Annotated in this window: 20 protein-coding genes and 1 tRNA gene; 3 read left to right on the top strand and 18 right to left on the bottom strand. The window is 68.1% G+C overall.

Annotated elements, in window-relative coordinates; genetic code table 11:
- The first annotated feature begins 68 nt into the window (after positions 1-68).
- On the top strand, positions 69-1,601 hold the full coding sequence (locus GDI_RS08505) for an APC family permease (protein WP_012225312.1): 1,533 nt from the start codon (positions 69-71) through the stop codon (positions 1,599-1,601).
- Here the strand turns inward: GDI_RS08505 and GDI_RS08500 are convergent, their stop codons facing one another.
- Complete coding sequence (locus tag GDI_RS08500; RefSeq protein ID WP_012225311.1) at positions 1,602-2,810, bottom strand: mechanosensitive ion channel family protein; 1,209 nt, start codon at positions 2,808-2,810, stop codon at positions 1,602-1,604. It lies immediately after the preceding gene.
- A gap of 145 nt (positions 2,811-2,955) precedes the next feature.
- Here GDI_RS08500 and GDI_RS08495 point away from each other — a divergent pair.
- Positions 2,956-3,030 (top strand) — tRNA-Met (locus GDI_RS08495).
- Positions 3,031-3,076: 46 nt separating this feature from the next.
- On the opposite strand, the gene GDI_RS08490 is transcribed toward GDI_RS08495, so the two are convergent.
- The 10 genes from GDI_RS08490 to glmU all read right to left on the bottom strand — a co-directional run bounded on the left by GDI_RS08490 (position 3,077) and on the right by glmU (position 15,983).
- Positions 3,077-4,339, bottom strand: coding sequence for a c-type cytochrome (locus tag GDI_RS08490; RefSeq protein ID WP_012225309.1), 1,263 nt, complete (start codon positions 4,337-4,339; stop codon positions 3,077-3,079).
- Positions 4,336-6,483 (bottom strand): molybdopterin cofactor-binding domain-containing protein, encoded by a 2,148-nt coding sequence (locus GDI_RS08485; protein ID WP_012225306.1) that lies wholly within the window; start codon positions 6,481-6,483, stop codon positions 4,336-4,338. Before GDI_RS08485 ends, GDI_RS08490 begins: the two co-directional genes overlap by 4 nt.
- A complete protein-coding gene (locus tag GDI_RS08480) occupies positions 6,483-6,938 on the bottom strand; it encodes a (2Fe-2S)-binding protein (RefSeq protein ID WP_012225304.1) in 456 nt (151 codons plus the stop codon). The genes GDI_RS08485 and GDI_RS08480 overlap by 1 nt, the downstream gene beginning before the upstream one ends.
- An 83-nt stretch (positions 6,939-7,021) precedes the next feature.
- Positions 7,022-9,646, bottom strand: a complete 2,625-nt coding sequence (locus tag GDI_RS08475; RefSeq protein ID WP_012225295.1) for a cation:proton antiporter domain-containing protein — start codon at positions 9,644-9,646, stop codon at positions 7,022-7,024.
- 305 nt (positions 9,647-9,951) lie between these two features.
- A complete protein-coding gene (locus GDI_RS08470) occupies positions 9,952-10,560 on the bottom strand; it encodes a thiamine phosphate synthase (protein ID WP_012225293.1) in 609 nt (202 codons plus the stop codon).
- 38 nt (positions 10,561-10,598) lie between these two features.
- Positions 10,599-11,369 (bottom strand): thiazole synthase, encoded by a 771-nt coding sequence (locus tag GDI_RS08465; RefSeq protein WP_012225292.1) that lies wholly within the window; start codon positions 11,367-11,369, stop codon positions 10,599-10,601.
- A gap of 4 nt (positions 11,370-11,373) precedes the next feature.
- Entirely contained in the window at positions 11,374-11,571 is a 198-nt protein-coding gene (gene thiS, locus GDI_RS08460; protein ID WP_012225291.1) for a sulfur carrier protein ThiS, read from the bottom strand.
- Between the two features lie 22 nt (positions 11,572-11,593).
- Positions 11,594-12,610: a glycine oxidase ThiO gene (gene thiO, locus GDI_RS08455; protein ID WP_012552923.1), complete on the bottom strand. Its 1,017-nt coding sequence runs from the start codon at positions 12,608-12,610 to the stop codon at positions 11,594-11,596.
- A gap of 164 nt (positions 12,611-12,774) precedes the next feature.
- On the bottom strand, positions 12,775-14,598 hold the full coding sequence (glmS, locus tag GDI_RS08450) for a glutamine--fructose-6-phosphate transaminase (isomerizing) (protein ID WP_012225289.1): 1,824 nt from the start codon (positions 14,596-14,598) through the stop codon (positions 12,775-12,777).
- A complete protein-coding gene (gene glmU / locus GDI_RS08445) occupies positions 14,598-15,983 on the bottom strand; it encodes a bifunctional UDP-N-acetylglucosamine diphosphorylase/glucosamine-1-phosphate N-acetyltransferase GlmU (RefSeq protein ID WP_012225288.1) in 1,386 nt (461 codons plus the stop codon). Before glmU ends, glmS begins: the two co-directional genes overlap by 1 nt.
- A gap of 131 nt (positions 15,984-16,114) precedes the next feature.
- Between glmU and GDI_RS08440 the strand changes: the two genes are divergently transcribed.
- Entirely contained in the window at positions 16,115-16,795 is a 681-nt protein-coding gene (locus tag GDI_RS08440) for an HAD-IA family hydrolase (RefSeq protein WP_012552921.1), read from the top strand.
- Here the strand turns inward: GDI_RS08440 and GDI_RS08435 are convergent.
- The 7 genes from GDI_RS08435 to mutM all read right to left on the bottom strand — a co-directional run bounded on the left by GDI_RS08435 (position 16,782) and on the right by mutM (position 25,660).
- Complete coding sequence (locus GDI_RS08435; RefSeq protein WP_231854277.1) at positions 16,782-17,498, bottom strand: DUF3108 domain-containing protein; 717 nt, start codon at positions 17,496-17,498, stop codon at positions 16,782-16,784. The two genes, GDI_RS08440 and GDI_RS08435, sit on opposite strands and share 14 nt — an antisense overlap.
- A gap of 149 nt (positions 17,499-17,647) precedes the next feature.
- Positions 17,648-20,104 carry a DNA topoisomerase (ATP-hydrolyzing) subunit B gene (gene gyrB / locus GDI_RS08430; RefSeq protein ID WP_012225285.1) on the bottom strand — a complete coding sequence of 819 codons (2,457 nt, stop codon included), beginning with the start codon at positions 20,102-20,104 and terminating at the stop codon, positions 17,648-17,650.
- An 86-nt stretch (positions 20,105-20,190) separates the two neighbouring features.
- Entirely contained in the window at positions 20,191-21,312 is a 1,122-nt protein-coding gene (gene recF, locus GDI_RS08425; protein WP_012225284.1) for a DNA replication/repair protein RecF, read from the bottom strand.
- Positions 21,313-21,350: 38 nt separating this feature from the next.
- Positions 21,351-22,475, bottom strand: coding sequence for a DNA polymerase III subunit beta (dnaN, locus tag GDI_RS08420; protein ID WP_012225283.1), 1,125 nt, complete (start codon positions 22,473-22,475; stop codon positions 21,351-21,353).
- A gap of 174 nt (positions 22,476-22,649) precedes the next feature.
- Positions 22,650-23,969 carry a chromosomal replication initiator protein DnaA gene (gene dnaA / locus GDI_RS08415; protein ID WP_041249366.1) on the bottom strand — a complete coding sequence of 440 codons (1,320 nt, stop codon included), beginning with the start codon at positions 23,967-23,969 and terminating at the stop codon, positions 22,650-22,652.
- A 434-nt stretch (positions 23,970-24,403) separates the two neighbouring features.
- Complete coding sequence (gene rpsT / locus GDI_RS08410; RefSeq protein ID WP_012225281.1) at positions 24,404-24,673, bottom strand: 30S ribosomal protein S20; 270 nt, start codon at positions 24,671-24,673, stop codon at positions 24,404-24,406.
- A 126-nt stretch (positions 24,674-24,799) separates the two neighbouring features.
- The gene (gene mutM / locus GDI_RS08405) at positions 24,800-25,660 is read right to left on the bottom strand and encodes a bifunctional DNA-formamidopyrimidine glycosylase/DNA-(apurinic or apyrimidinic site) lyase (protein WP_012225280.1); all 861 of its coding nucleotides are present in this window, start codon (positions 25,658-25,660) and stop codon (positions 24,800-24,802) included.
- Positions 25,661-25,669 lie beyond the last annotated feature (9 nt).

The raw sequence follows: 25,669 nt of genomic DNA, 5'->3' as shown, positions 1-25,669 counted from the left end.
TTCGGTCCGGGCGGCCATGTTCGTTTGGCGCAATACAGCCCTCCCCCCCTCATGCTATTTTGAAGTTCATGTCCCTCATTTCCTTTTCCAGTAAACGCCTCCGGCTTCGGAAATCCATTCAGCAGATTGAATCCGAAAGCCAGAATCACGGGCTGCGCCGTACGCTCGGCCCCGTTCAGCTGATGATGCTCGGGATCGGTTCCACCATCGGGGCCGGGATCTATGTCATGACCGGAACCGCCGCCGCCACCTACGCAGGGCCGGCCATCCTGCTGTCATTCCTGGTCGCCGGCCTGGCCTGCCTGTTCACCGCGTTTTCGTATGGCGAACTGGCCTCGACGATGCCGGTTTCCGGTTCGGCCTACAGCTATGCCTATGTTTCGATGGGCGAAGGGGTGGCCTGGGCGGTCGGGTGGCTGCTGCTGCTGGAATACGGCATATCCTGCGCCGGCGTGGCTGCCGGATTTTCCGGATACGCGACCAGCCTGCTGCACGATCTGGGCGTCCATGTGCCGTCCTTCCTGTGCACCACGCTGGTCCAGACCGTGCCCACCCCCCACGGCGCCAGCCTGCTGGTCGCGCCCCGGATGGGCCTGGTGGGGGCGGTCTCGGTCCTGGTCGTCACGGGACTGCTGGTCCTGGGCGTCGAGGAATCGGCGCGGATCAACACCCTGATCGTCTTCGTGAAGGTCGGCGTACTGATGCTGTTCATGGCGTTCGGCATCCGGTACGTCCACCTGTCCAACCTCAATCCCTTCATCCCGCCGCGCGAAAACGGGTTCCATTACGGCGTGCCCGGCATCTTCCGGGCCGCGTCGGTCATCTTCTTCGCCTATGTCGGGTTCGAAACCGTCTCGACCGCGTCGGCCGAGGCCCGCAATCCCCGCCGCGACGTGCCGCTGGGCATCATCGGGTCACTGCTGATCTGCACGCTGGTCTATATCTGCGTGGCCACGGTGCTGATCGGGGTCGTGCCGTTCCGGCAACTGGGCGTCGCCGATCCGCTGGCAATAGCCGTGGATGCGATCGGCCAGCCCTGGCTTGCGATCATGATCAAGGTGGGCGCCGTCGTCGGCCTGTGCTCGGTCATCCTGGGCCTGCTGTACGGCCAGACGCGGATCTTCTTCACCATTGCGCGCGACGGGCTGCTGCCGCCGATCTTCTGCCGCCTGCACCCGACCTTCCGCACGCCATGGGTCGGCACCATCGTGCTGGGTGTCCTCGTCGCCGTGGCTACCGCGACCCTGCCGATCGACATCATCAGCGACCTGGTCAGCCTGGGCACCGCGACGGCGTTCGGCATCGTCTGCTTCACCGTGATCTGGCAGCGCAACGCCCGCCCCGACCTGCACCGGCCGTTCAGCGTGCCGCTGGGCGGGGTCAAGGTCGGCGGGGTATGGATCGGCGTGGCGCCTGCGCTGGGCATCCTGTTCTGCCTGATCATGGCCGGGCCGCTGTTCGTGGACATGATCCGGGCACTGACCAACGGCGATCCGCTGCCGGCCATCCTGCTGGGCAGCTACATCGTCCTGGGCGTGCTCAGCTACGCCTTCTACGGCCATTCCCATTCGCGGCTGGGCCGTGAAGAGGTCGCGCTGTAATCAGCCTGGAGGGCCGGTATAGGCGCCGGGCGGCGGCCGGTCGATCGGGGGGGACAGGATGCCGTGCGGGCCCAGCACGTCCTGGCCGGCCGGGGACGAGACATGGGCCATCCGCTCGCGCGGCAGCGCCTCGGGACATTCGTCGCGCAGGAACAGGATGATCTTCTCGCGGATCTCGCAGCGCAGATCCCAGCTCTGCATGGCCGAGCGCGCACTGGCGATGACGCGGATGGTCATGACCTGCGTGCTGCAGTCCGACACCTGGACATCGAACACCTTGCCGTCCCATAGCGGGCTTGCCTGCACGATATCGCGCAGCCGACCGCGAATCCGGTCCATCGGTGCGTGGAAATCCACGTACAGGAACACCACCCCGATCAGGGCCGCCGAATTGTGGGTCCAGTTCTGGAACGGGTTTTCCAGGAACCAGGAAATCGGCACGATGTGCCGGCGCCAGTCCCAGACCCGCAGCACGACATAGGTCGCGGTGATTTCCTCGACCCACGCCCAGTCGCCATTGATGATGATCAGGTCTTCCATGCGGATCGGCTGGGTCATGGCGATCTGCATGCCGGCGATCAGGTTGGTCAGCAGCGGCCGCGCCGCCAGACCGACCACGACCGAGGCCGCACCCGCCGAGGCGAACAGGCTGAGCCCGTATTCCCGCACCGATTCGAACGTCATCAGCGCCGAGCCCACCGTCAGCAGCCCGACCAGGATATCCGCCATGCGCCGCAGCACGCGCACCTGCGTCATGTGGGTCCGCGACAGGATGTCGTCGCGGTCCTCCTTGCCGTTGATCCGGAGCAGATAGGCGTCGGACAGGATTCGCATGGCCACGATGGCGGCGTAGCCCACCATCAGCACGAACAGCACCAGCAACCCGTGCGCGGCCCGATGCATGGTCTCGTACGACAGGCCGGACGCCGGCAACGCGGTGCCGACGAAGATGATCGCCAGCATGACCCGCGCCGGCCGCTGCATGGCCAGGGTGAAGGTGCGGACGAAGGCCCCGCGCTTCTGCCCCGGTATGCGCAGGATCAGCTTGGTCACGACCCGGCTGCAGAGTTCGGCCATCACGGCGGCGGCACACAGCACCAGGACCGAGGCCACGGAGCCGGGAAGCCATCCGAACGATTTCCGAATGTCGGTCAGCAGGTCGATAAACGCGTCTTTCACGAATTCTGCTCCGGTCTTGCGGCGCGGCATCGGGGTGGCAGACTGTGCATGAACAAAGCCATATCAATGGAAAGGATGGTTTTCTTTAACCACGGTGGGAAGCATCGCATCAATCGCGATGCACGGGTTGACTTTGCGCAACGGGGGGGATATCTCCCAACCCACCCGACGCGATGGCGGCGTAGCTCAGCGGTAGAGCAGGGGAATCATAATCCCTTGGTCGGCGGTTCAAATCCGTCCGCCGCTACCACGCGTCGGGTCTTTCCCCTTTTTTCCGAGGCTGTTTCAAAAGCCTCTCAATGCGCGCCCCCCGGCTGCCGCACTGCCGCGATATCCTGGGCCGTGACGTGCCCGACGCGGTTGGCGAAGTGACCGATCGTGTAGTTCGCCAGGTCCGCCAGGTCCTGATCGCGATATTCCGGGCCGAAGGCCGGCATCGTCATCACACCCCGGGCGGTATCCAGCCGCGATCCCTGGACCATGGTCTGGATCAGGTTCCGCCCCTGGATCTCGCCCAGGCTGCGCGCGCCCCACAATGCGGCTTCATCGACCTGCCGCCCCTGCCCGTCCGTCAGGTGACACCCGGCGCAGGCGCCGGCGAACAGCCGCTCGCCATTGCTGTGCGTGGGGGTGGCGTGGGCCAGGGCCTGCGGCGGTATGGCGGCGACGGTCTCGTTCGACTGCCGGGCCGGCAGGCTGCGCAGATAGGTCACCATGGACGCGATATCCTGCGGGGTCAGATACCGCAGGCTGTAGCCGACCACTTCGGCCATCGGTCCGGCGGCCGTGCCGCGCCCGTCGGCATGGCCGGTGGACAGGTACGCCGTCAGTTGCGCGTCGGTCCATGCCCCGATCCCGCTGTCGGGATCGGAGGAGATATTATACGCCTCCCACCCCGCAGTAAGCGCGCCCGCATAGGACCGGGCGCCGGATGTCGCCTGCATCATGGTGCGGGGCGAATGGCATTCGGCGCAATGGCCCGCGGCCTCGACCAGATAGCGGCCACGATTCCACGCGGCCGAGCGTCCCGGTTCGTCCGTCATCGCGCTGGAGGGCCGATACAGCAGGTTCCACGCCACCATCGCCAGGCGGATACTGTAGGGGAACCGCACCCGGTTGGCCCGTGCCGTCGCATGGACCGGCGCCAGGGTCGCCAGATAGGCCCGGATGGCACGCACGTCGTCCGCCGTCATCCGCGCATAGGATGCGTAGGGCATGACGGGATAGAGATGCGTCCAGCCCGGCGCGACGCCGGCCCGTACCGCCGAATCGAACTGCGCGTCGGTATAGGCGCCGATGCCGGTTTCCCGGTCCGGGGTGATGTTGGGGGCGTAGATCGTGCCGATCCCCGGAAGGTCGAAGGCCCGCCCGCCCGCAAAGGGCCGGCCGCCCGGTTTCGTATGACAGACCTCGCAATCCGCCGCGTGCTCCAGATAGGCGCCACGCCGCACCAGATCCGAATCCTGGGCCTGAACTTGGGCCTGGTCCTGGGCCTGGGCCACGCCGCCCGTGGCCACGCCCAGCGTCACCAGCGCCAGGACGGCACGCACCGCCCTCATGCCTGGGGTCCCGTCAGGGGCAGCCTGCGATAGCGCCGGCCGGTGGCGGCGGCCATGGCGTTGGCCAGCGCCGCCGCCGCCGCCGCCGTGCCGGTTTCGCCGATGCCGCCCGGGTCCTCGGTGCTGTTCACCAGATGCACCTCGATCATGGGGGATTCGTTCATGCGCAGGACCCGGTAGGAATGGAAATTCGTCTCCTGCACGCGGCCGTCGCGCAGCGTCACCTCGTTGAACAGGGCGGCGCTGATGCCGAAGATCAGGCCGCCCTCGATCTGGGATACGACCTGGTCGGGATTGACCATCCGGCCGCAATCCACGGCCACCACGGCGCGCAGGACGCGTACCGTGTCCATGTCGGACATGTCGACCTCCATCACCGTGGCCAGGTAGGAGCCGAACACGTATTGCAGGGCAATCCCGCGGCCGACATGCTTGGGCAGCGGCTCGCCCCAGCTCGCCTTTTCGGCGGCCAGGTCCAGTACCGCCCGGGCGCGGGGATTGCCCCCGGTCATCTGGCGGCGAAACGCCACCGCATCCTTCCCGGCACGCGCCGCCAGTTCGTCGATGAAGCTTTCGACCACGAAGACGCCCCGCGTGCCCCCTACCCCGCGCCACCACGCGGTGACCACGCCCGGGGCCTCGCGCCGGGCGTAATCCAGGAACATCGCGGGAATGGCGTACGGGGTCTCGACCGTCGCGGCCAGCAGGTCGTCGTCCACCCCGTTGGGCAGCAGCGCCTCGGGCGCCCAGCGGGCGACCACGGCGGGGCCGACGATCCGGTGCGACAGTCCGACCAGGTTTCCCTTCCGGTCCAGGCCGCCGACCAGGCGATCGACATAGGCCGGACGAAAGCGGTCCAGCGTCAGGTCTTCCTCGCGCGTCCAGACGATCTTGAGCGGATAGGCGACCTGACGGGCGAACTGCACCGCCTGGATGACATATTCATGTTCCAGCCGCCGGCCGAAGCCGCCGCCGATATACTGGTTGTGGACATGGACCCGGTCCTTGCCCAGCCCGGTGATGTCCGCCGCCGCGTCGCGCGCGCGCATAGGTACCTGCGAACCCACCCAGATGTCGCAGCGTTCGGGCGTGACCTGCACGGTGCAGTTGATCGGCTCCATCGGCGCGTGGGCCAGCAGGGGCTGCTGGTACACGGCCTCGACCCGCGTCGTGGCACCTGCGATCGCCGCCCTGGCGTCGCCCTTGGCGTGGGCGGTAATGGCCGGACCGTCCAGCGCCTCGTGCAACTGGCGATAGATCGTATCGGTGGAAACCGCCGCGTTGACGCCTTCGTCCCATGTGATCACCAGGGCATCCAGCCCCTTGCGCGCTGCCCAGAAATGGTTCCCGACCACGCAGACCGCATTGCCGATCGTCAGGACGTCCCGCACGCCGGGGACCTGCCGCGCCGCGCTGTCATCCACATGCGCCAGCACGCCGCCCATGACCGGGCAGGCCGCCACGGTGCCGATGCGCATGCCCGGTACCTGCACGTCGATGCCGAACGTCGCGGTTCCCGCGACCTTGGCCGGCGCGTCCAGACGGTGCTGGGATCGCCCGACCAGGCGAAAGGAAGACGGATCTCGCAGCGTCACGGGTGCGGCCGGCACCGGCAGGGCGGCGGCGGCGGTTGCGAGTTCGCCATAGGCCAGGCTGCGCCCCGTCGCCTCGTGCCGGACCATGCCGCCCCCGGTGGTGCAGGATGCGGGATCGACCGACCACTGGGCCGCCGCCGCCTGGACCAGAAGCGTCCGCGCCACCGCCCCGGCTTCTCGCAGGCTCTTCCACGTCGCGATCGTCGAGGTCGATCCGCCGGTTGCCTGCGTGCCCAGTTCCCTGGTCACGTAGGCGTCGTCCGGGGGGGCGGCCTCGATCTGGATCTGTTCCAGCCCGATATCCAGTTCCTCGGCGATCAGCATCGCCTCGCCGGTATAGATCCCCTGCCCCATTTCGACATTGGGCAGGATCAGCGTGATGGCCCCATCGGGTGCGATTCGTACGAAGGCGTTGGGCGCGAACGGGCCGGTCTGGTCCTCGACGATCCGGGTCGCGGCCCGGGCCGCCCCGCGCGGCAGCATGGCCGCCAGCAGCAGGCCGCCCGTGCCCGCCAGGGCCTGGCGGCGCGACAGCATCGTGCGGCCCATCACGCAGCCCCGGCGGCGTTGCGGATAGCCGCGCGAATCCGGCGATAGGTGCCGCAGCGACAGATATTGCCGGCCATCGCCTGCTCGATCTCCTCGTCGGTGGGGTGGGGGTTGGCCTTCAGCAGCGCCACCGCCGCCATGATCTGCCCGGTCTGGCAATATCCGCACTGCACGACGTCGATCTCCAGCCATGCCTGCCGCACGCCGGTTGCCAGCGGGTCGTCGGACAGGCCTTCGATCGTCGTGACCGGCCGCGCGCCGACCAGGGAAACCGGCAGGGAACAGGCCCGCACCGGCCGGCCGTCGACATGCACGGTGCAGGCCCCGCATTCGCCGATGCCGCATCCGAATTTCGTGCCCGGCAGGCCCAGGACATCCCGCAGGACCCACAGCAGCGGCATGTCATCGGGAACATCCACCTGATGCGCCGCGCCGTTAACCTGCAATGTCAGCATGCACCCTCCAGGTTGAAATCACCGATAGCCGTTCACCCACTCCATCGTGATAACAAAACAATCCGGGAAGGTGAAACCGGGGATCAGCCCCCGGACGGCGGGCTGTCCTGCCCCATCGTCGCGGGCAGGGCGTCGGACAGCGAGGCCGTCGCCAGGGCGATCGCCTCGTCCGAAGGCGCCACGGTGTTGTCGCCATCGGTCGGGACAAGCTGGACCTCGGATCGTTCGGACGTTTCGCGTGCCCGCGCCAGTTCCGCCAGATTGTGCTGGATGACCGGATATTCCGCGACCAGCCGGCGGAAGCGGCGCGCGCTCATATGGTCGAAATGCCCGAATTGCAGCGAGCGGCTGACCGCATGCACCCGCTCGCCCGACAGGGCTTCGTCCGCGCCCAGGACATCGCCCGCGCCGAAGCGGACATCATGCTCGGCATAATGCGTCTCGGTCACGCCGGCGCTGATGAAATAGACGATCCGCACCTTCCGTCCGCGATGGTACAGCCGCTCGCCCGGCGAGGTGAAATGGATCGACATCTGCGGGGCGAGCGCGTGCAGCGCCTCGTCCGGCAGGCCATGGAAGACCGGCAGGCTGCGCAGCCGGGCCTCGATCCCCGCCTTGATGTTGAAGGTCAGCTTGAAATCGAGCTGGCCGCGCCGGCGTTCGACGTCGCGACTCAGTTCCCGGTGCAGTTCCTCGCTGATCAGGGATTCGGACATCAGCGCGTCGTATTCCTCGCCCTCCAGCCGGAGAGCGACCTGCTGCAGCAGCCGGCTCTCCAGGGCCTCGGAATACCCATGATAATGCAGCCGCAGCGTCTGCAGCGCCTCGTTCAGCAATTTGCGCTGGCGTTCCAGGACCTCGCCCACGATCTCGCTGATGCGGCTGCCCAGCGTCGCTTCCATGCGCGTGCGCATGAAGCGGATCAGCGACAGCGAGACGAAATAGCTGATCATCAGCATTTCGAACCGCTCGGTCATGCAGGACATCAGGGGCTGGTCGAAATGGAAGCGGTGATGGATCACCTGCGCCAGCCGGAAGCGCATCGAGGGACGCAGGCGCCGCCGCAGCGCGCGCACGTAGCCGAACCGCCCTTCCAGCCGGGCACCGTCCACCATCGCCTCGGCCGAGCGCAGCAGCGTTTCCATCACCGGGCGCGACAGGCCCTGGATGCGGAACAGGTCCAGCAGGATCGACCGTTCCTTGTTCGCCACCACGATCAGCGCCAGCGTCACCCGCTGCCGGTCGGCCAGCGCCGTGTCGAAGGTGTTGGCCTGTTCCTCTTCCGCCACGCGGCGGTCCAGCATGCTCATGACATTGCCGGCCACGGCGCGGGAAAACCCCAGTTCCTCGGCCATTTCATGGGTGCGGTCGCGCACCTCGCCCAGGCCGATGCCCAGCACCTGGTGGCGCAGGGCCTGGTCGATGGGCGAAAGCTGGTCCAGCTTCAGGAACACGACCAGATAGCGCAGCGTCGTGCCGTTGACGAACAGGGTGATCAGGACAAAGCCGGTGGCGATGATGCCGATGAAATGCGCCACCGGGGTCGCGACATGCTCGTTTTCGGTCACCGCCAGGGCCAGCGCCAGGGTGATCGCGCCGCGCAGGCCGCCCCAGACCATCGTCACCTTGAACGGGTTCGGCACCGGGGGCGACAGGCGCGTCGCCGCCAGCACGGGCAGCAGGCCGAACACCACGGCGCCGCGCGCCAGCAGGCCCGCGCCCGTCGCGATCAGGATCAGCACGCAGTCCCAGCGCGTCATGCCCACCAGCAGGCGCGGCACCAGCATCGACGCCAGCACGAACACCAGCGAACCCGCCCAGAACACCAGTTGCTGCCACAGTTCGTTCAGGAACCGCCATGTCTGCGGCCGGAAGGTCGAAGGCCCGTAGACCGACAGGGTCAGCCCCGCCGTCGCCGTGGCGACCACCCCCGAGAACCCCAGGAATTCGTCGCAGACGATGTAGACGATATAGGGCAGCGCCACCGTCAGCGTGATTTCAGCCGCCGGTGCCGCGCCCAGCATGGTGATCAGCAGCAGGGTCAGCCGTCCGAACAGCACGCCCATCACCAGGGCGCCGCTGAATGCCAGGGTGAAATCCATCAGCGCCGCACCCGGCGCGATGGGGTGATGCGACGTCACCGCCGTCAGCAGGATCGAGAAGATCGAAATCGCGGCCGCGTCGTTCAGCAGGGCCTCGCCCTCGACCAGGCGCGTCAGCCGGCTGGTCGCCCCGATATCACGAAAGATGCCGGCCACCGCCGACGGGTCGGTGGTCGCCACGATCGACCCCAGCAGCAGGCACACCGACAGCGGCAGGCTGGCGAAGGGAAACAGCGCCAGCCCGATCGTGGCGGTGGACACGACCACCGCCACCACCGCCAGCAGCAGCACCGTCGCCGTCTCGTGCGCCAGGCGCCGGACATCGATCGCCAGCGCCCCCTGGAATACCAGGGCCGGCAGGAAGATCAGCAGGAAGGCTTCGCTGTTCAGCGGGAAATCCAGCAGCGTTTCGGCGGCGCCGTTGAACAGGTCGGTATAGGAACTGCGCAGCACCAGATCGGCGGAACCGCCCAGCAGGATGCCGACGACCGCCAGCAGGACCGTTTCGGACAGTTCCAGGCGCCGGGCGATCGGCTGCACGGCGCTGACGATCACCAGCAGCACGGCAATCGCCAGAAGAACCGCAGCCAGGCCCGTCACCGCCATCCGTCATCGTCTCCTTGTCAGTCCACACCGCACCTGATCTGTCGTGGGGAGTGTGACCTTCTGATGGCTATCCACGCACGCCGAATCAGGCGTAGCAAGATTAGCGCCTGTGTCGCGCGGACGGTTCCGAAAAAGCATACCGGCGGGAATCGGGCAACGACGCGGCCCGGTCACGTTATGCTGCGGCGCTGAAACACAGGGCCGTGGCGGCGACGCGGCCTCACCGGTTCAGGTTGTTATTTCTTTCAATAACAAACCAGTAAAACATGATCCTCAGAAAGAGGATCAGTCATATCCGACCCGGTTCAGGTCATGTCCCCGGTCGCGGCCAGCCATGCGCGCACCTGCGCCTCGGGGTCCGGCTGGCCGGTGAAATCGGATACGGCGGACACGCAGTCCGCCCCCGCCGCGATGCACGACGCCGCGCGCGCCAGCGTGATTCCCCCGATGGCGACCAGCGGCACCGGACCGACCAGCCGCTTCCATTCCGCCAGCCGTTCCACCCCCTGGGGTGCCCACGGCATCTTCTTCAGCTTCGTCGGCCAGACGGGGCCCAGCGCGACATAGTCGGGCGCGACCGACAGGGCGCGGTCCAGTTCGTCCGTCGAATGCGTGCTGACCCCCAGGCGGATGCCGCCGGCGCGGATCGCGGCGACATCGGCGGTATCCAGGTCTTCCTGGCCCAGGTGAATGAAATCGATCCCCTCATCCAGGGCCAGGCGCCAATAATCGTTCAACACCAGCGTCACGCCATGGCGCGCGGCATGGGCCTTCGCCGCGCGGATTTCCGCCAGCAGCGCCGCCCCCTGCAGATCCTTGACGCGCAACTGGATCAGGCGCGCCCCCGCCCCGCCCAGCCGGTCGATCCAGTCCGCCCGGTCGACAACGGGATAGATACGCGACGCCAGGCTCATACCAGCTTCCTCATACCAGCTTCCTCATGCCAGAGCCCTCATGCCAGCATCGCCCGGCCCAGCACCGGGGTCGAGGGTGCGGCCATGTCACGTTCCTCAATCGGGTCGGCCTCGCGCGCGATCAGCCCGGCCTCGACCGCCAGGCGGAATGCGCGGGCCATGCGCACCGGGTCGCCGGCCTTGGCCACGGCGGTGTTGATCAGCACGGCGTCATAGCCCAGTTCCATCGCCTGCGCCGCGTGCGACGGCAGGCCGATCCCGGCATCGACGACCAGCGGCACGTCGGGGAAATGCGCCCGCAGCGCGCGCAGGCCGAACACGTTGTTCAGCCCCTTGCCCGACCCGATGGGCGCGCCCCAGGGCATCAGGACCTCGCATCCCGCCTGCAGCAGGCGTTCGGCGCCCACCAGGTCCTCGGTCATGTAGGGAAACACCTTGAACCCGTCCCGGGACAGGATGCGCGCGGCCTCGACCAGCCCGAACATGTCGGGCTGCAGCGTGTCTGACTCGCCGATGACCTCCAGCTTGATCCAGTCGGTGTCGAATACCTCGCGGGCCATGTGGGCGGTGGTCACCGCTTCCTTGACCGTATGGCAGCCCGCCGTATTGGGCAGCACCGGCACGCCCAGGTCCCGGATCATCGACCAGAAGGCCTGACCGGCCCTCTGGCCCGCGGACTCGCGGCGCAACGACACCGTCACCACACCGGCCTCGGCGGCGCGCACCGCGTCGGACAGGATCTCGGGCGACGGATATTGCGCGGTGCCCAGCATCAGGCGCGATTTCAGTTCGGTTCCATAAAACAGCATGGGCTCAGCCCCCCTGCATGGGGGCCAGGATTTCGACCCGCGCCCCCTCGTCCAGCGTCAGCGCGGCACGGCGCGAAACGGGCACGAAATCACCGTTGACCGCCGTCGCCACCCGGGCGCCGCCATATCCCAGTTCGTCGAGCAGGGCGGCCAGGGTCGCGGTGGAGACCTCGCGCGGCTCCTCGTTTACCAGAATCCTCATCTTCCCTCCTTGACCCTTTGGTTCAGGCGGCGGCCTCGGCCGTGCCGAACACGATATCCGCGGCCTGCCGCGCCCGTGACGGCGACAGCAGGAAACCGTGCCGGTACATCCCGTTCACATAGACCGTCCGGCCCTGGACGGTGACGGCGGGCACGTTGTCGGGATAGGCCGGCCGCAACCCCACCCCGGTTTCGACGATCTCCGCCTCGCCGAACGCGGGATGCAGCACGTAGGCGGCGGTCAGCAGCTCCACCATCGAGCGAAGGGTCATGCCCCCGGCATTTTCGCTTTCCACCATCGTGGCCCCGACCATGAACAGATGGTCGGCACGCGGCACAATGTAAACCGGAATGCGCGGATGAAGCATGCGCACGGGACGATGCAGCGTCACGTCGGGGCAGCGCAGCAGCAGCATTTCCCCCCGCATGGCCCGCAGCCCCTTGAGGTGGGGTCGCGCCGCGACGCCGGTGCAGTCCACCACCCGGTCGAACCCGCCGGCGGCAAGGTCGGCGGGCACGTCCCCGGCCGGGGCGTTCATCCGCACCGTGCCGCCCAGCGCGACCAGCCGGTCGCGCAGCGCGGCGAGGGCCAGGCGCGGATCGACATGGCCCTCGGCGGGGAAGAACAGGCCCTTGTTGAATCGCCCGTCCAGGTCGGGCTCCAATTCGGCGATGCGGGCGGCGTCCACCAGGTCGAAATGGCTGGTCCGCCGGCCGAACCGCGCGATGTCGCCCTCGTCACGCGGCGGGGCCAGGACCAGGGTGCCGTTGCGCACGACCCCGGGCACATGCGACGCCCACCAATCGACCGATTCCAGCGAATCGCGCGTGACCTCGGGCGGGGCGGATTCGGCCTCGCACCACGGGGCGAGCATGCCGCCGGCCATCCATGACGCAGCCCCCGCGCCCAGTTCCGCGCTGACTTCCAGCAGGGTGACATCCGCCCCCCGCTCGGCCAGCGTCACGGCGCTGGTCAGGCCGGCCACCCCGGCCCCACGCACCAGAACCCGCAACCGCGCGCCGGATTCAGCCTGTTCCATGGTCGTCGCTCCTTCCCGTGGCAAGTTCATCGGCGCGTCGCGCGCCGACCTTGCTCTCATCCCCATCGAGTCCTCACTCGCGGGTCGTGCGGAGGATGTTTCCTCGCGCGGCGGATGACAACAGCGGATGCGGGAAAAGCCCCCGGGACCGCTATTCCAGAGCGTTATTCGACGGTGACGGACTTGGCCAGGTTGCGGGGCTGGTCCACGTCCGTGCCCTTCAGCAGCGCAACCTCGTACGCCAGCATCTGCACCGGGATGGTCTGCAGCACGGGGGACGTGAATTCATCGACCGTCGGGATCGCGACCACGATTTCCGCCAGCCCCCGCAGGCGCTCGGCGCCCTTCGTGTCGGTGAAGACCAGCAGGCGGCCGCCACGGGCGCGGGCTTCCTGCAGGTTCGACACCGTCTTCTCGAACAGGGGGCCGGACGGCACGGTGGCCACGATCGGCACCGTCTGGTCGATCAGCGAGATCGGTCCGTGTTTCATCTCGCCGGCGGCATAGGCCTCGGCGTGGATATAGGACACTTCCTTCAGCTTCAGCGCGCCTTCCAGCGCGACGGGGAAGGACGATCCGCGCCCCAGATACAGCACGTCGCGCGCGTTCGCCACGACCGCCGCCATCTCGCGGATCGCCGGGGCCTGGTCGAACACCTCGCTCGCCCGGCTGGGCAGGTCCAGCAGGGCCGCCACCATCTCCTGCTCGCGCTCGGCCGACACCGTGCCCCGCAGGCGGCCCGCCGCGATGGCCAGGCAGGCCAGGACCGACAATTGCGCGGTGAACGCCTTGGTGCTGGCCACCGAGATCTCGGGGCCGGCGACCGTACCCAGCACGACGTCGCTTTCGCGGGCTATCGTGCTCTGCTCGACATTCAGGACCGACACGATGTGCTGCTGGCGGGCACGCATGCCGCGCAAGGCGGCCAGCGTGTCCGCCGTCTCGCCGGATTGCGAGATCAGCAGGCCCAGCCCGCCCGGCGTCAGCGGCGGATCGCGATAGCGCATCTCGCTGGCCACATCGATATCGACCGGCAGGCGGGCAATGCCTTCCAGCCAGTAACGGCCGATCATGCCGGCATAGAAGGCCGACCCGCATGCCGTGACCACGGCGCGCGGCACGCTGGCCAGGTCGAACGGCAGGTCGGGCAGCACGACCCGCCGCGTGGCGGGGTCGATCAGCCGCTGCAGGGTCTGGCCGATCACCACCGGATGTTCGTGCAGTTCCTTTTCCATGTAGTGGCGATAGCCGTCCTTGCCGACCGAACCCGCGATCAGCGCGGTGGTGCGCACGGCGCGTTCCACCCGTTCGCCGGAGGCATCGAAGAATTCGGCGCCGTCCCGCGTCACGACCACCCAGTCCCCGTCATCCAGGTAGGCGATGCGCCGCGTCAGCGGGGCCAGGGCCAGGCTGTCCGATCCCAGGAACATCTCCTGCTCGCCATAGCCCACGACCAGCGGCGCGCCGTGCCGCGCGCCAATGACCAGCCCGTCATGACCCGCGAACAGCATCGCCAGCGCATAGGCGCCCTCCAGCCGGCGCAGCGCCGCGAAGGCCGCGTCGCGCGGCGACAGGCCCCGCGCCAGGTGGAAATCGACCAACTGGGCGACGGTTTCGCTGTCGGTCTCGGTCGTGAAGACGTGACCGGCCTGCTCCAGCTCGCGCCGCAATTCCTCGAAATTCTCGATGATGCCGTTATGGACCACCGAGACGCGTTCGGTGCCGTGGGGGTGGGCATTGTTCTCGGTCGGCGCGCCGTGGGTCGCCCAGCGGGTGTGGCCGATTCCGGTCACGCCGGCCAGCGGCTCGCGCTCCAGCAGCGCCGCCAGGTTGTCCAGCTTGCCCGCCGCGCGGCGTCGTTCGATCCGGCCGTCGACCAGGGTCGCGATCCCGGCGGAATCATAGCCGCGATATTCCAGCCGCCGCAGGGCGTCGAAGATGACCGGGGTCGCACACTTGCACCCGACGACGCCGACAATGCCGCACATCAGCCCTGTTCCTTCTTCCTGCGCAGCGCCGCCTGCAAGCTGGCCCCGCGTCCGTCCTTGTTCGTCTGCCGGGCCCGGCCCAGCGCCATGGCGTCGGGCAGCACGTCCTGGGTGATGACGCTGCCGGCGGCAACCAGCGCGCCGTCGCCGATGCTGACGGGGGCGACCAGAATCGCGTTCGATCCCACGAAGCATCCCGCGCCGATGTCCGTCCGGTGCTTGAACACCCCGTCATAATTGCACGTGATCGTGCCCGCGCCGATATTCGTCGCCGGGCCGATCGTCGCATCGCCCAGATAGGACAGGTGATTGGCCTTCGCCCCCGCCCCCAGGGTCGTGGCCTTCAGTTCGACGAAATTGCCGACATGGGCGGCGGCCCCGACATCGCTGCCCGGCCGCAGCCGCGCATAGGGGCCGATCAGCGCCCCCGGCCCGACCACGCAGCCTTCCAGATGACTGAAGGCGCGGATTTCCGCCCCCCGCCGCACCGTCACGCCCGGCCCGAAGACGACATGGGGCTGGACCAGAACGTCGGGTTCCAGCACCGTGTCGGCGGCCAGGAACACCGTTTCGGGCGCCACCAGCGTCGCCCCGCCATCCAGCGCCGCGGCGCGCAGCCGGCGCTGCACGCAGGCTTCGGCCTCGGCCAGTTCGGCACGGGAATTGATGCCGCGCAACTCGTCCTCGGGTGCTTCGACGGCACGGACCTGCCGTCCTTCGGCCACCGCCATGGCCACCACGTCGCCCAGATAATACTCGCCCTGGGCGTTATCGTTGCGCACGGCACCCAGCCAGCGGCGGAAATCCTCCGCCCCCGCGCACAGCACGCCGGCATTGCACAGGGTGATCGCCCGCTCCTCGTCCGACGCGTCAGCCCATTCGACGATGCGCCGGACCAGCCCGTCCTGCGTCACCACGCGGCCATAGCGTCCGGGATCGCGCGGCCGCATGGCCATCAGGGCCAGGCCCGCCCCCTCGCTGTTCCCCTCGCCCGCCCGGCACGCCAGCATGCGGCGCATGCTGTCCGCCGTGATCAGCGGGTTGTCGCCATACAGGACCGCGACATCGCCGGTCCCGAACAGGTCCGCGGCCTGGGCCGCCGCGTGGGCGGTGCCCAGCCTGTCCTGCTGCACCACGACGGCGTGCGGCGCGGCCAGGGCGGCGACCTGCTCCATGCCCGGCCCGACCACGACGACGATCCGGTCGAAGACCGAGGCGGCATTGTCCAGCAGGTAGCGCAGCATCGGCTGCCCGGCCAGCGGGTGCATCACCTTCGGACGATCGGACTTCATGCGCGTCCCCATCCCGGCCGCCAGGATGACGGCGGTGGCGGGACGATGGGCGGGCAGGTCAGCGGGCGCCGCGGACGGGACGGTGGCATTCATGGCATGCGGGTAGCGGGCGGGCATCGGACCTGTCAAACCTTGGCGCAATGCATGAGCATCACTTAGGTTTACGAAATACTGCGATCGATCGCATCGCCCATCCCGCCGACCGCCATCTTGCAGGAGACGTCATGCCCGCCACCCCCACGCCCCGCATCGCCGTGTTCGACATGGACGGCACCCTGCTGGACAGCCTGCCGGACCTGGCGGCCAGCGCCGACCGGCTGCTGACCGGGTATGGCCTGCCCGGGATTTCGCCCGACCTGGTTCGCGGCATGGTGGGGGACGGCGTGGCGGCCCTGGTGCGCCGCCTTCTGGCCCACGCCGGCACGCCTGCGGCGGGAATCGACGTGCAGCAGGCCGTGGACCGCTACATGGCGGACTACACGCCGCGCGCGACCGAACAGTCGCGACCGTTCCCCGGCACCGAATATGCCCTGAAGACGCTGCGGGACGCGGGCTGGACCCTGGCCATCTGCACCAACAAGCCGGTGGCGGCGGCGCGGCGCATCGTCAGTGAACTGGGACTGACGGAATGGTTCGACGCCATCGGCGGCGGCGATTCCTTCCCGGTCCGCAAGCCGGACCCCGCCCACCTGCTGGGCACGATCGGGCTGGCCCATGGCCATGCCGACCGCGCGATCATGGTGGGCGACCATCACAACGACATCTTCGCGGCCAAGGGCGCCCACGTGCGCTCGGTCTTCGCCCGGTGGGGCTACGGCCGTCCGGACATGGAAGCCGGCGCCACGATCGGCGCCGATTCGATGACCGAAATCCCCCACATCGCCGGCCAGCTTATCCCTGCATGACGATGGCCAGCCGTCCGAACTTCGGATGGTCGAACAGGACGCGCACGATCGTCAGCCCGTCGCCGGGCACATCCTGAAACCAGACCTTGCCCTGGATCGTCTTGCGGGCCGCCGATCCGGGGCCGTCGGACTGGCGGAAACCGGCGATCTGCACGTCGGTGAAGTCGCAGCGCAGCGCCGACCCGTGATAGGGCTGGCGGGAATCGTCGGGCATATCCTGCTGGCCCACCGTCCAGGCCTGTACCCGCAGCAGGCGGGCGCCGTCGAAGACGATGGCGGAGCCGTCGCAGCTATGGTGCGCCCGGACCGCCCGCTGCATCTGGATCAGGGCGCTGAGCGTATCCTTCGCCGGGGCCAGCGATTCGGCCGGTATGGGCTCGCGGCTGGGCTCGGGCGGGGTCTCGAGCGCGATATGCGCGCGTCCGTCATTGTAATCCAGCACCACATGCCGGTCCGCGCCCCGCGAATAGCCCGCACTGTCGAAGCTGACCGGATTCACGCCGTCAGGGACGAAATGCCCCGTCGCCTGTGACGTCAGGTTCATGCGGACCACCCAGCCCAGGATGCCGGCGCTGCGCATGGTCGAACGGATGGCATACCCGTCCGGCGTGATGGCATAGCGCGCGGTGATGGTCAGCGCCCGCAGACCGTCGGCATAGACGCCATAGGTATGGTCGATCTGCGGCGGCGTTTCGGTCGCCATGGCCCGAGGCGCCACCCCGACGGCCAAGCTCCCAGCGGCCAAGCCAACGACAAGTTTCCGGGACAGATCAGCAAGCCTGCGCATCGACAGGGGCATCGGTGCCCTCCTCTGCTCAGATATCGGGGGTGTCATGGCGCCGCCGGGATCGCCTACACGTCGAGGTTGGCGACCTTCAGCGCGTTGCCGACGATGAAGTCGCGGCGCGGTTCCACGACATCGCCCATCAGGGTCGAGAAAACCTGGGCGGCGTTTTCCACGTCGCCCACCTTGACCTGCAACAGCGTGCGCATGGCAGGGTCCAGCGTGGTTTCCCACAACTGGGCATCGTTCATCTCGCCCAGGCCCTTGAAGCGATTGATCGACAGTCCGCGCCGTCCCTGGGCCAGGATACGCTCGTACAGCGATGCCGGGCCGTCGGCCGCCCGGGTCGTGCTGTCCAGCGTCAGTTCGACCTTGCCGGCGAAATCCGTGGCCAGCCGGTCGGCGCGTTCGACCAGCCACCGGACCTCGGCACTGCGCAGGGTCGCGGGGTCCAGGCGATAGACCTCGCCCACGCCACGCACGCTGCGGGCCATTTCCAGCCCGTCGGCGCTGGCCACGACCTTCCATCCCCGCTCGTTGGGCAGCGAGACCTCGTCCAGTTGGGCCTGCAGGGCGGCCACCCGGGTCTGGACCGTCGCCGTGTCGGCATTCAGCGCGCCGGCGATGGCCGCCTGTTCCAGGATCCAGAGCGGCGCGCGCAGCGTCAGGCGCTGCAGCGCGCGGGTCACGTCCCGCAGGAACGCCATGTCGGCCGCAAGGTCCGCCCCCGCGACCACCCGCCCGTCGCCATAGCGCAGGGACGCATTGGCCAGCGCCTTGTCCAGCAGATACTGCTCCAGCGCCGCATCGTCCTTCAGGTAGCGTTCGTCATTGCCGCGCTTGGCGCGATAGAGCGGCGGCTGCGCGATATACAGGTGCCCGCGCTCGATCAGCTCGGGCATCTGGCGGAAGAAGAACGTCAGCAGCAGCGTGCGGATATGCGATCCGTCCACGTCGGCGTCCGTCATGATGACGACGCGGTGATAGCGCAGCTTGTCGATCGAAAACCCGCCCTGGTCGACGTCGCCGCGCCCGATGCCGGTGCCCAGCGCCGTGATCAGCGTCCCGACCTCGGCCGAGCCCAGCATGCGGTCGAAGCGCGCGCGCTCGACATTCAGGATCTTGCCCTTCAGCGGCAGGATGGCCTGGAAGCGCCGGTCGCGTCCCTGCTTGGCCGTGCCACCCGCCGAATCCCCCTCGACGATGAACAGTTCCGAGCGCGCCGGGTCGCGTTCCTGGCAATCCGCCAGCTTGCCGGGCAGCGAGGACACGTCCAGCACGCCCTTGCGCCGGGTCAGTTCGCGCGCGCGCCGCGCGGCCTCGCGCGCCGCCGCGGCGTCCATCACCTTCGCGACGATCGCGCGCGCTTCCTTGGGGTGGGTCTCGAACCAATGGGCGATCATGTCGGACGCCGCCGCATGGACCACCGGCTGCACCTCGGACGAGACGAGCTTGTCCTTGGTCTGGGACGAGAATTTCGGGTCGGGCACCTTGACCGACAGCACGGCGGTCATGCCCTCGCGCATGTCCTCGCCCACCAGGGACTGGCTGTCCTTCTTGCTGGCGTTGCTTTCGGCATATTTGCCCACCACGCGCGTCAGCGCCTGGCGGAAGCCCGCCAGGTGCGACCCGCCGTCCCGCTGCGGGATGTTGTTGGTGAAGCACAGCATCGTCTCGTGGAAGCTGTCGTTCCAGGTCAGGGCGAATTCGACCTTGATGCCGTTGTCCTCGTTCTGCAGGCTGCCGGTGATCGGCGGATCGACGATCGACGACTTGCCGCGATCCAGCCATTCGACGAAGGCCGCCAGCCCGCCCTGGAAGTGAAAATTCTCCTCGCGCGTCGGGGTGTGGCGCTCGTCGCGCAGCACGATCTGCAGGCCGGAATTCAGGAACGCCAGTTCCCGCATCCGGCGTTCCAGGATCGCGAATTCGAACTCCACCCTGGTGAAGGTCCCGATGCTGGGCTTGAACGTCACCTGCGTGCCGCGCGGCTCGTCGCTCGGCCCCACCACGGTCAGGGGGGCGTCGCGCTCGCCGTGGCGGAAGCGGATCATATGCTCCTGCCCGTTGCGCCAGATCCGGACTTCCATCCATTCCGACAGGGCGTTGACCACCGCGGCGCCCACGCCGTGCAGGCCGCCCGACACCTTGTAGGAATTCTGGTTGAACTTGCCGCCGGCATGCAGCTTGGTCAGCACGACCTCGGCCGCGCTGACGCCTTCCTCGGCATGCATGTCGGTGGGAATGCCGCGCCCGTTGTCGCGCACCGTGACGCTGCCGTCACCGTTCAGGGTCACGATGCAGCTTGTGGCGAATCCGGCCTGGGCTTCGTCCACCGCGTTGTCGATGATCTCGAACGCCATGTGGTGCAGGCCCGAACCGTCATCGGTATCGCCGATATACATGCCGGGGCGCTTGCGCACCGCATCCAGCCCTTTCAGGACCGAAATGGACGCCGCGTCGTAGTCCGAATCGTCGGGCAGGGTCCCGGTCGCGTCCGAATTGGGCATATCCGCGTCTGGCATATCCGCATCGGTTTTCTGAACGGGATTGGATTGATCGGACATACCGGGCAGATGCTCCAGATTGGGATCGTGGTCGAAAGACGCGATCATACAGGCTTCCCGTCCAGCGCGCCATTGCGGGGGGAGACGAATCCCGCCCGGCCGCGCAGCGGGGCGAACTGATCGGCATCGGTTCCGGTCATCAGGACCGTGGCGTCGAACGCGCCCACGCTGCGAAACAGGGCCGCCCGCCGCGCCTCGTCCAGATGCACCAGCGGTTCGTCGAGCAGGATCATCGGTGCCTCGCCCCGGCTGCGCGTCATCAGCGCCGCGTGGGCCAGCACCACCCCCAGCAGCAGGGCCTTCTGCTGGCCGGTGCTGGCCTGTGCCGCCGGGCGGCCGCTGGCCTGGTCCGACAGCGCCATGTCGGCCCGATGGGCCCCGATCCCTGCACCGCCGCGCGCGCTATCGCACGCCCGGCCGGCCGCAAGCCGTCCGCGCAGCCAATCCTCCACCGCCAGTGCCGGCCGGTCGCGCAATTGCTGGACGATGGGGCACAGGATATCGAGCCGCGCCGGGGGAAAGCCGTCCGGCACCGTATGCGCCGCCTCGCCGTTCAACTGCGTCACCAGCGCCAGCCGCGCGGCCGAGGCCGCGACGGCATGGCGCGCCATCGAATCCTCCAGCGCCGACAGCCAGCCCGGATCGGCGCGTCCCGCCGCCAGCAGGCGATTGCGCTGGCCCATGGCCTGGTCATGCGCCGCCAGTTCGCGCGCGTGGCCGGGTTCCAGCGCCAGGACCAGACGGTCCAGGAAGCGCCGCCGGCCCGGCAGGCCGTCCTGGAACAGGCGGTCCATCTGCGGGGTCAGCCAGACGGCGGACAGGTGATCGGCCAGGGCCGCGCGACTGCGCAGGGTTTCGCCGTCACGGCGGAAGACCCGCCGTTCCGGCCGCGCCGGATCGCTGCCGGTGGCGATGTCGAAGGGGGCGCCGTCGGGCCCGGTGAAGCGCGCCGCGACGCCCCAGATCGTGGTGCCGTGACGGGCCATCTCGGCACTGCGCGCGCCGCGCAGGCCGCGCCCGGGCACCAGCAGCGACAGGGCTTCCAGAAGATTGGTCTTGCCGCTGCCGTTTTCGCCCGTCACCACGGTGACGGGCGCCTCGGGCCGCCAGGCCAGGTGCCGGTAGTTCCTGAAATCCGTCAGCGCCAGCCGGTCGAGACGCGCCATGATGCAGCGGATCGAAGACGCAGCGGGTCGGGTCCTGGTCAGACCCGCATCGGCATCAGGACGTACAACGCCGAAGGGCTGGCCACGTCACGGACGATCGTCGGCGCGGAACTGTCCGAAAACGCGAATTCGACATCCTTGTCGATCTGGTCCGTGATGTCGTTCAGGTAGCGGGCCTGGAAGCCGATTTCCAGCGGCGTGGAATCGTAGGTGACGTAATTGTCGTCCAGTTCTTCCTTCGCGGTGCCCTGGTCGGGGCTGACCGCCGACAGGGTCAGCAGGTTGTGGCCGATCGACAGCTTGACGGGGCGCGACCGCTCCTGGCTGATCGCGGCGACACGCGCGACCGCATCGGAAAAATCACGCTTGCCGACGCGCAGGATCTTGTCGTTTCCGCGCGGGATGACGCGATCATATTCCGGGAACGTCCCGTCGATCAGCTTCGAGGTCAGGGTCACGGTGCCGACCGTGAACTGGATGCGGGTATCGGACAGGCCCACCGCCACGTCCTCGGTCCCCTCGTCCAGCAGCTTGCGCAGTTCCGCGACTGTCTTGCGGGGCACGATGACACCGGGCATCTCCTCGGCGCCCGGCGGGACCTCGGTCTCGACACGGGCCAGGCGGTGCCCGTCGGTGGCCACCGCGCGCAGCATGCTGCCTTCATCACCTGCCGCGACATGCAGGTAGATGCCGTTCAGGTAATAGCGCGTCTCCTCGGTCGAGATGGCGAAGCGCGTCCGGTCGATCAGCCCGCGCAGCACCGCGGCCGGCATCGTGAAATGGTACGGCAGCGTCCCGGCCATCATCGAAGGGAAGTCATCGACATCCAGCACGTTCAGGCTGGTGGCGTAGCGGCCGGCCCGCAATGCCAGCGGCGCGTCGCCGCCGGTATGGTCCAGTTCGATCGCGACCCCGTCGGGCAGCTTGCGCGCGATCTCGTACAGCACGGCGGCCGGGGCGGTCACCGCGCCGTTGCGGCTGGTCTCGGCCCCGATTTCCTCGACCACCGCGATTTCCATGTCGGTGGCGGTCAGCGTCAGCCGTCCATCCGCGACATTGATCAGGACATTGGCCAGGATCGGAATGGTATTCCGCTTCTCGGCGACGCTCTGGATGTGGGCCAGCGCCTTCAGCAATGTCGCGCGGTCAGCCTTCAGCTTCATGGGTAGAGACTCTCCTTGCCCGAGGCCAACCCGCTGCGGCCGGCCTGACGGGGGAATGGGTTCCGGCAACGGATCACCCGGATCGTTGTCCGGCAGTCGCGTATCAGGGTTGATGCCCTGACAGTAGCAGCCCCCGGCAACCGCGGAAAGGCCCCCGAAAGAGGCGGCTTCCCGTCAGCTTTCCAGCATGCGGCGAAGCAGTTCCACGTCCTCGGCGAACGCGGTGTCGCGTTCCATCAGTTCGGTCACGCGGGCGACGGCGTGCATGACGGTCGTATGGTCGCGATTGCCGAACTTGCGCCCGATTTCCGGCAGCGAGCGGCTGGTCAACTGCTTGGCCAGGTACATCGCCACCTGCCGGGGGCGCGCCACGGCGCGGGCACGCCGGGCCGAGGACATGTCCGTCAGGCGGATGTTCCAGTGTTCGGACACCTTGCGCTGGATTTCCTCGATCGTCACCCGCCGGTCATGGGCCTTGAGGATGTCGTGCAGCACATCCTGCGTCGCTTCCAGCGTCACCGGCCGGCCGAACAGGTTGGCATGGGCGATCAGCCGGTTCAGCGCGCCTTCCAGTTCGCGCACGTTCGAGGTGATCTTGTGCGCCAGGAATTCCAGCACCTTGGCCGGCACCGCGACGCCCGAGGCCGCCGCCTTGGATTCCAGGATCGAGATCCGCAGTTCGAACGTCGTGGCATGGATGTCCGCCACCATGCCGCAGCCCAGACGGGTGCGCAGCCGGTCCTCCAGCCCCGACAGGTCGGACGGCGACTTGTCGGCCGACACCACGATCTGCCGCCCGGCATCGACCAGCGCGTTGAAGGTATGGAAGAATTCTTCCTGTGTGTTGTCCTTGCCGATCAGGAACTGCAGGTCGTCGATCATCAGCACGTCGACCGACCGCAACTGCTCCTTGAACTCCATCGTCGATTGCGACCGGATGGCGGCAATGAAGCGGTACATGAATTTCTCGGCGGACATGTAGGCGACCGAGACCGCCCCGCCCCGCACCAGCTCCGACCCGATGGCATGCATCAGGTGGGTCTTGCCCAGCCCGACGCCGCCATACAGGAACAGCGGGTTGAACCCGGGGCTGGACGGCCGTTCGGCCACCCGGCGGGCGCAGGCATAGGCGAATTCGTTCGGCTTGCCGACCACGAACGTATCGAAGGTGAAGCGCGGGTCGAGCGGCGCCGCGAGGTCGTTGCGGTTTTCCGGCACCCGCTCGTCGCCCACGATCGCGGCGGTGGCCGGCGTCGCGGCCACCGGCGGGTCGGCGAGCGCGGGGGCGGCACCGTCGGCCGCGCCTTCCGGACGGCCGACCTGCAGTTCCACGCGGCGGATCGCCGGAAGCTCGGCATTCCACAGGGCGCTCAGCCGGTCGCCATACTGGGTGCGCACCCAGTCGCGCAGGAGAGCGGGTCGCAGGATATCCAGGACATTCCGGGCCGATCGGGCTTCCGCGACGGCATCAAATCCACTTAACTCGCCCGTCATGTCCACTCCCGGTCCCCTCGGGGGCATGTTCGTCCAGTTGCCCGGATCGCCCGCCCCTCTGCTTTCCGCCCCCGCCATACCGACCGTCCCGCGCTGCCCGTACCCCACCGGGTCACCCGACACGATGAACGCAGATTCCCGCATGCCCGACGCCAAAAGTGGCCCGGTCACGAAAACCCACCCATCGTCGCAGTATGAAGAGGGGCAAGAATAGGTCACAGACTCGGCCGAAGCAATGGAAAACTGACCGCTCCGGATCGCGAAAATCGCGTGACCCGCGTTGCGGAATCCTCCTGTCGTTTCGGAGAGCAGCGATCGAAACTTGCCCTATAAAACAAAAGCCGGACCCCACGCCTGAACGCGAGGCCCGACCTTTGATCTATTCTACCCGGTCGCTTTCCGATGGAAAGCAATACCGGATATCTGCCAGGCGATTACGCCGCGACGATCGACTTGATGCGGGCGGACAGGCGGGAAATCTTGCGGGCCACGGTGTTGGCGTGGATGACACCCTTGCCCGACGCACGCTGCATCTCGGGCTGGGCCGCGCGCAGGGCCGCCGTCGCTTCGTCCTTGTTGCCGGACGCGATCGCCGCCTCGACCTTCTTCACGAAGGTGCGCATGCGCGAGACGCGTGCCGTGTTGCGCGCATTGCGGCGCTCGTTCTGACGGATGCGCTTGCGCGCGGAAGCAGTGTTGGCCATCGTTCTCAGTTCAGCAAATCGGGTTACGAGGTCCGCCCCTGATATGCGCGGACATCCAGATCAGGCTGGCGATCTAGTCCATGCCCTTGTCCCCCGTCAAGACAAGTCTTCGCGGAGCATCCATTCTCACGAGACCTTGCCCGGCGGGGGCTGGCACAGGGGGCAGAAGAAGCTGGAGCGTCCGGCCTGTTCCAGCCGCTCCACACCATGGCATGCGGGGGGACCGGGACAATCCGGGCATCCCTGCCCCGCACGGCCGTAGACACGCCACGCGTGCTGGAAATAACCCAGTTCCCCATCCGGCTGGACATAGTCGCGCAGGCTGGACCCGCCCGCTGCGATCGCTTCGCGCAGCACGGCGCGGATCGCCTGGACCAGGCGCGCGTCCTCGGCCGCGTCCAGGGTGCAGGCCAGGCGTGCCGGATGGATGCCGGCGCGGAACAGCGCCTCGGACACATAGATATTGCCCAGGCCCGCCACCACCGTCTGGTCCAGCAGCGCCGCCTTGATGGAGGTCCGCCGCCGGGCCAGTACTTCCTGCAGCCAGTGTTGCGAGAACTGGTTGCCCAGCGGTTCGGGACCGAGTCGGGCCAGCAGCCGATGTGCTCGCTCCTCCGCCGTCGGCATCAGGTCGACCGCGCCGAAGCGCCTGGGGTCGATCAGGCCGCACCGCGTCCCGTCCGTGGTCTCGAAGAAGAAATGCTCGTGCCGGTCGGGCACGGGGGCGTCGCCGGGCAATGACAGCAGGACCCGCCCCGACATGCCCAGGTGCAGCAGCAGGGTATCGCCCGTATCCAGCCGGATCAGGATATATTTCGCCCGTCGGGCGAAACCGGTGATCGTGGCGCCCTCCAGCCGGGCCACCAGGTCCGCGGGAAAGGGGAAACGCAGGTCGGCGCGACGCACCGCGACCCGCGCGATCGTCTTCCCGTCGAGATGCAATCGCATCCCGCGCATCACTGTTTCGACTTCAGGGAGTTCCGGCATGAGCGGATC

The organism is Gluconacetobacter diazotrophicus PA1 5 (genome assembly GCF_000067045.1).
In the GTDB taxonomy this organism is placed as follows: domain Bacteria; phylum Pseudomonadota; class Alphaproteobacteria; order Acetobacterales; family Acetobacteraceae; genus Gluconacetobacter; species Gluconacetobacter diazotrophicus.
This window is presented reverse-complemented; position numbering and strand designations above follow the sequence as displayed.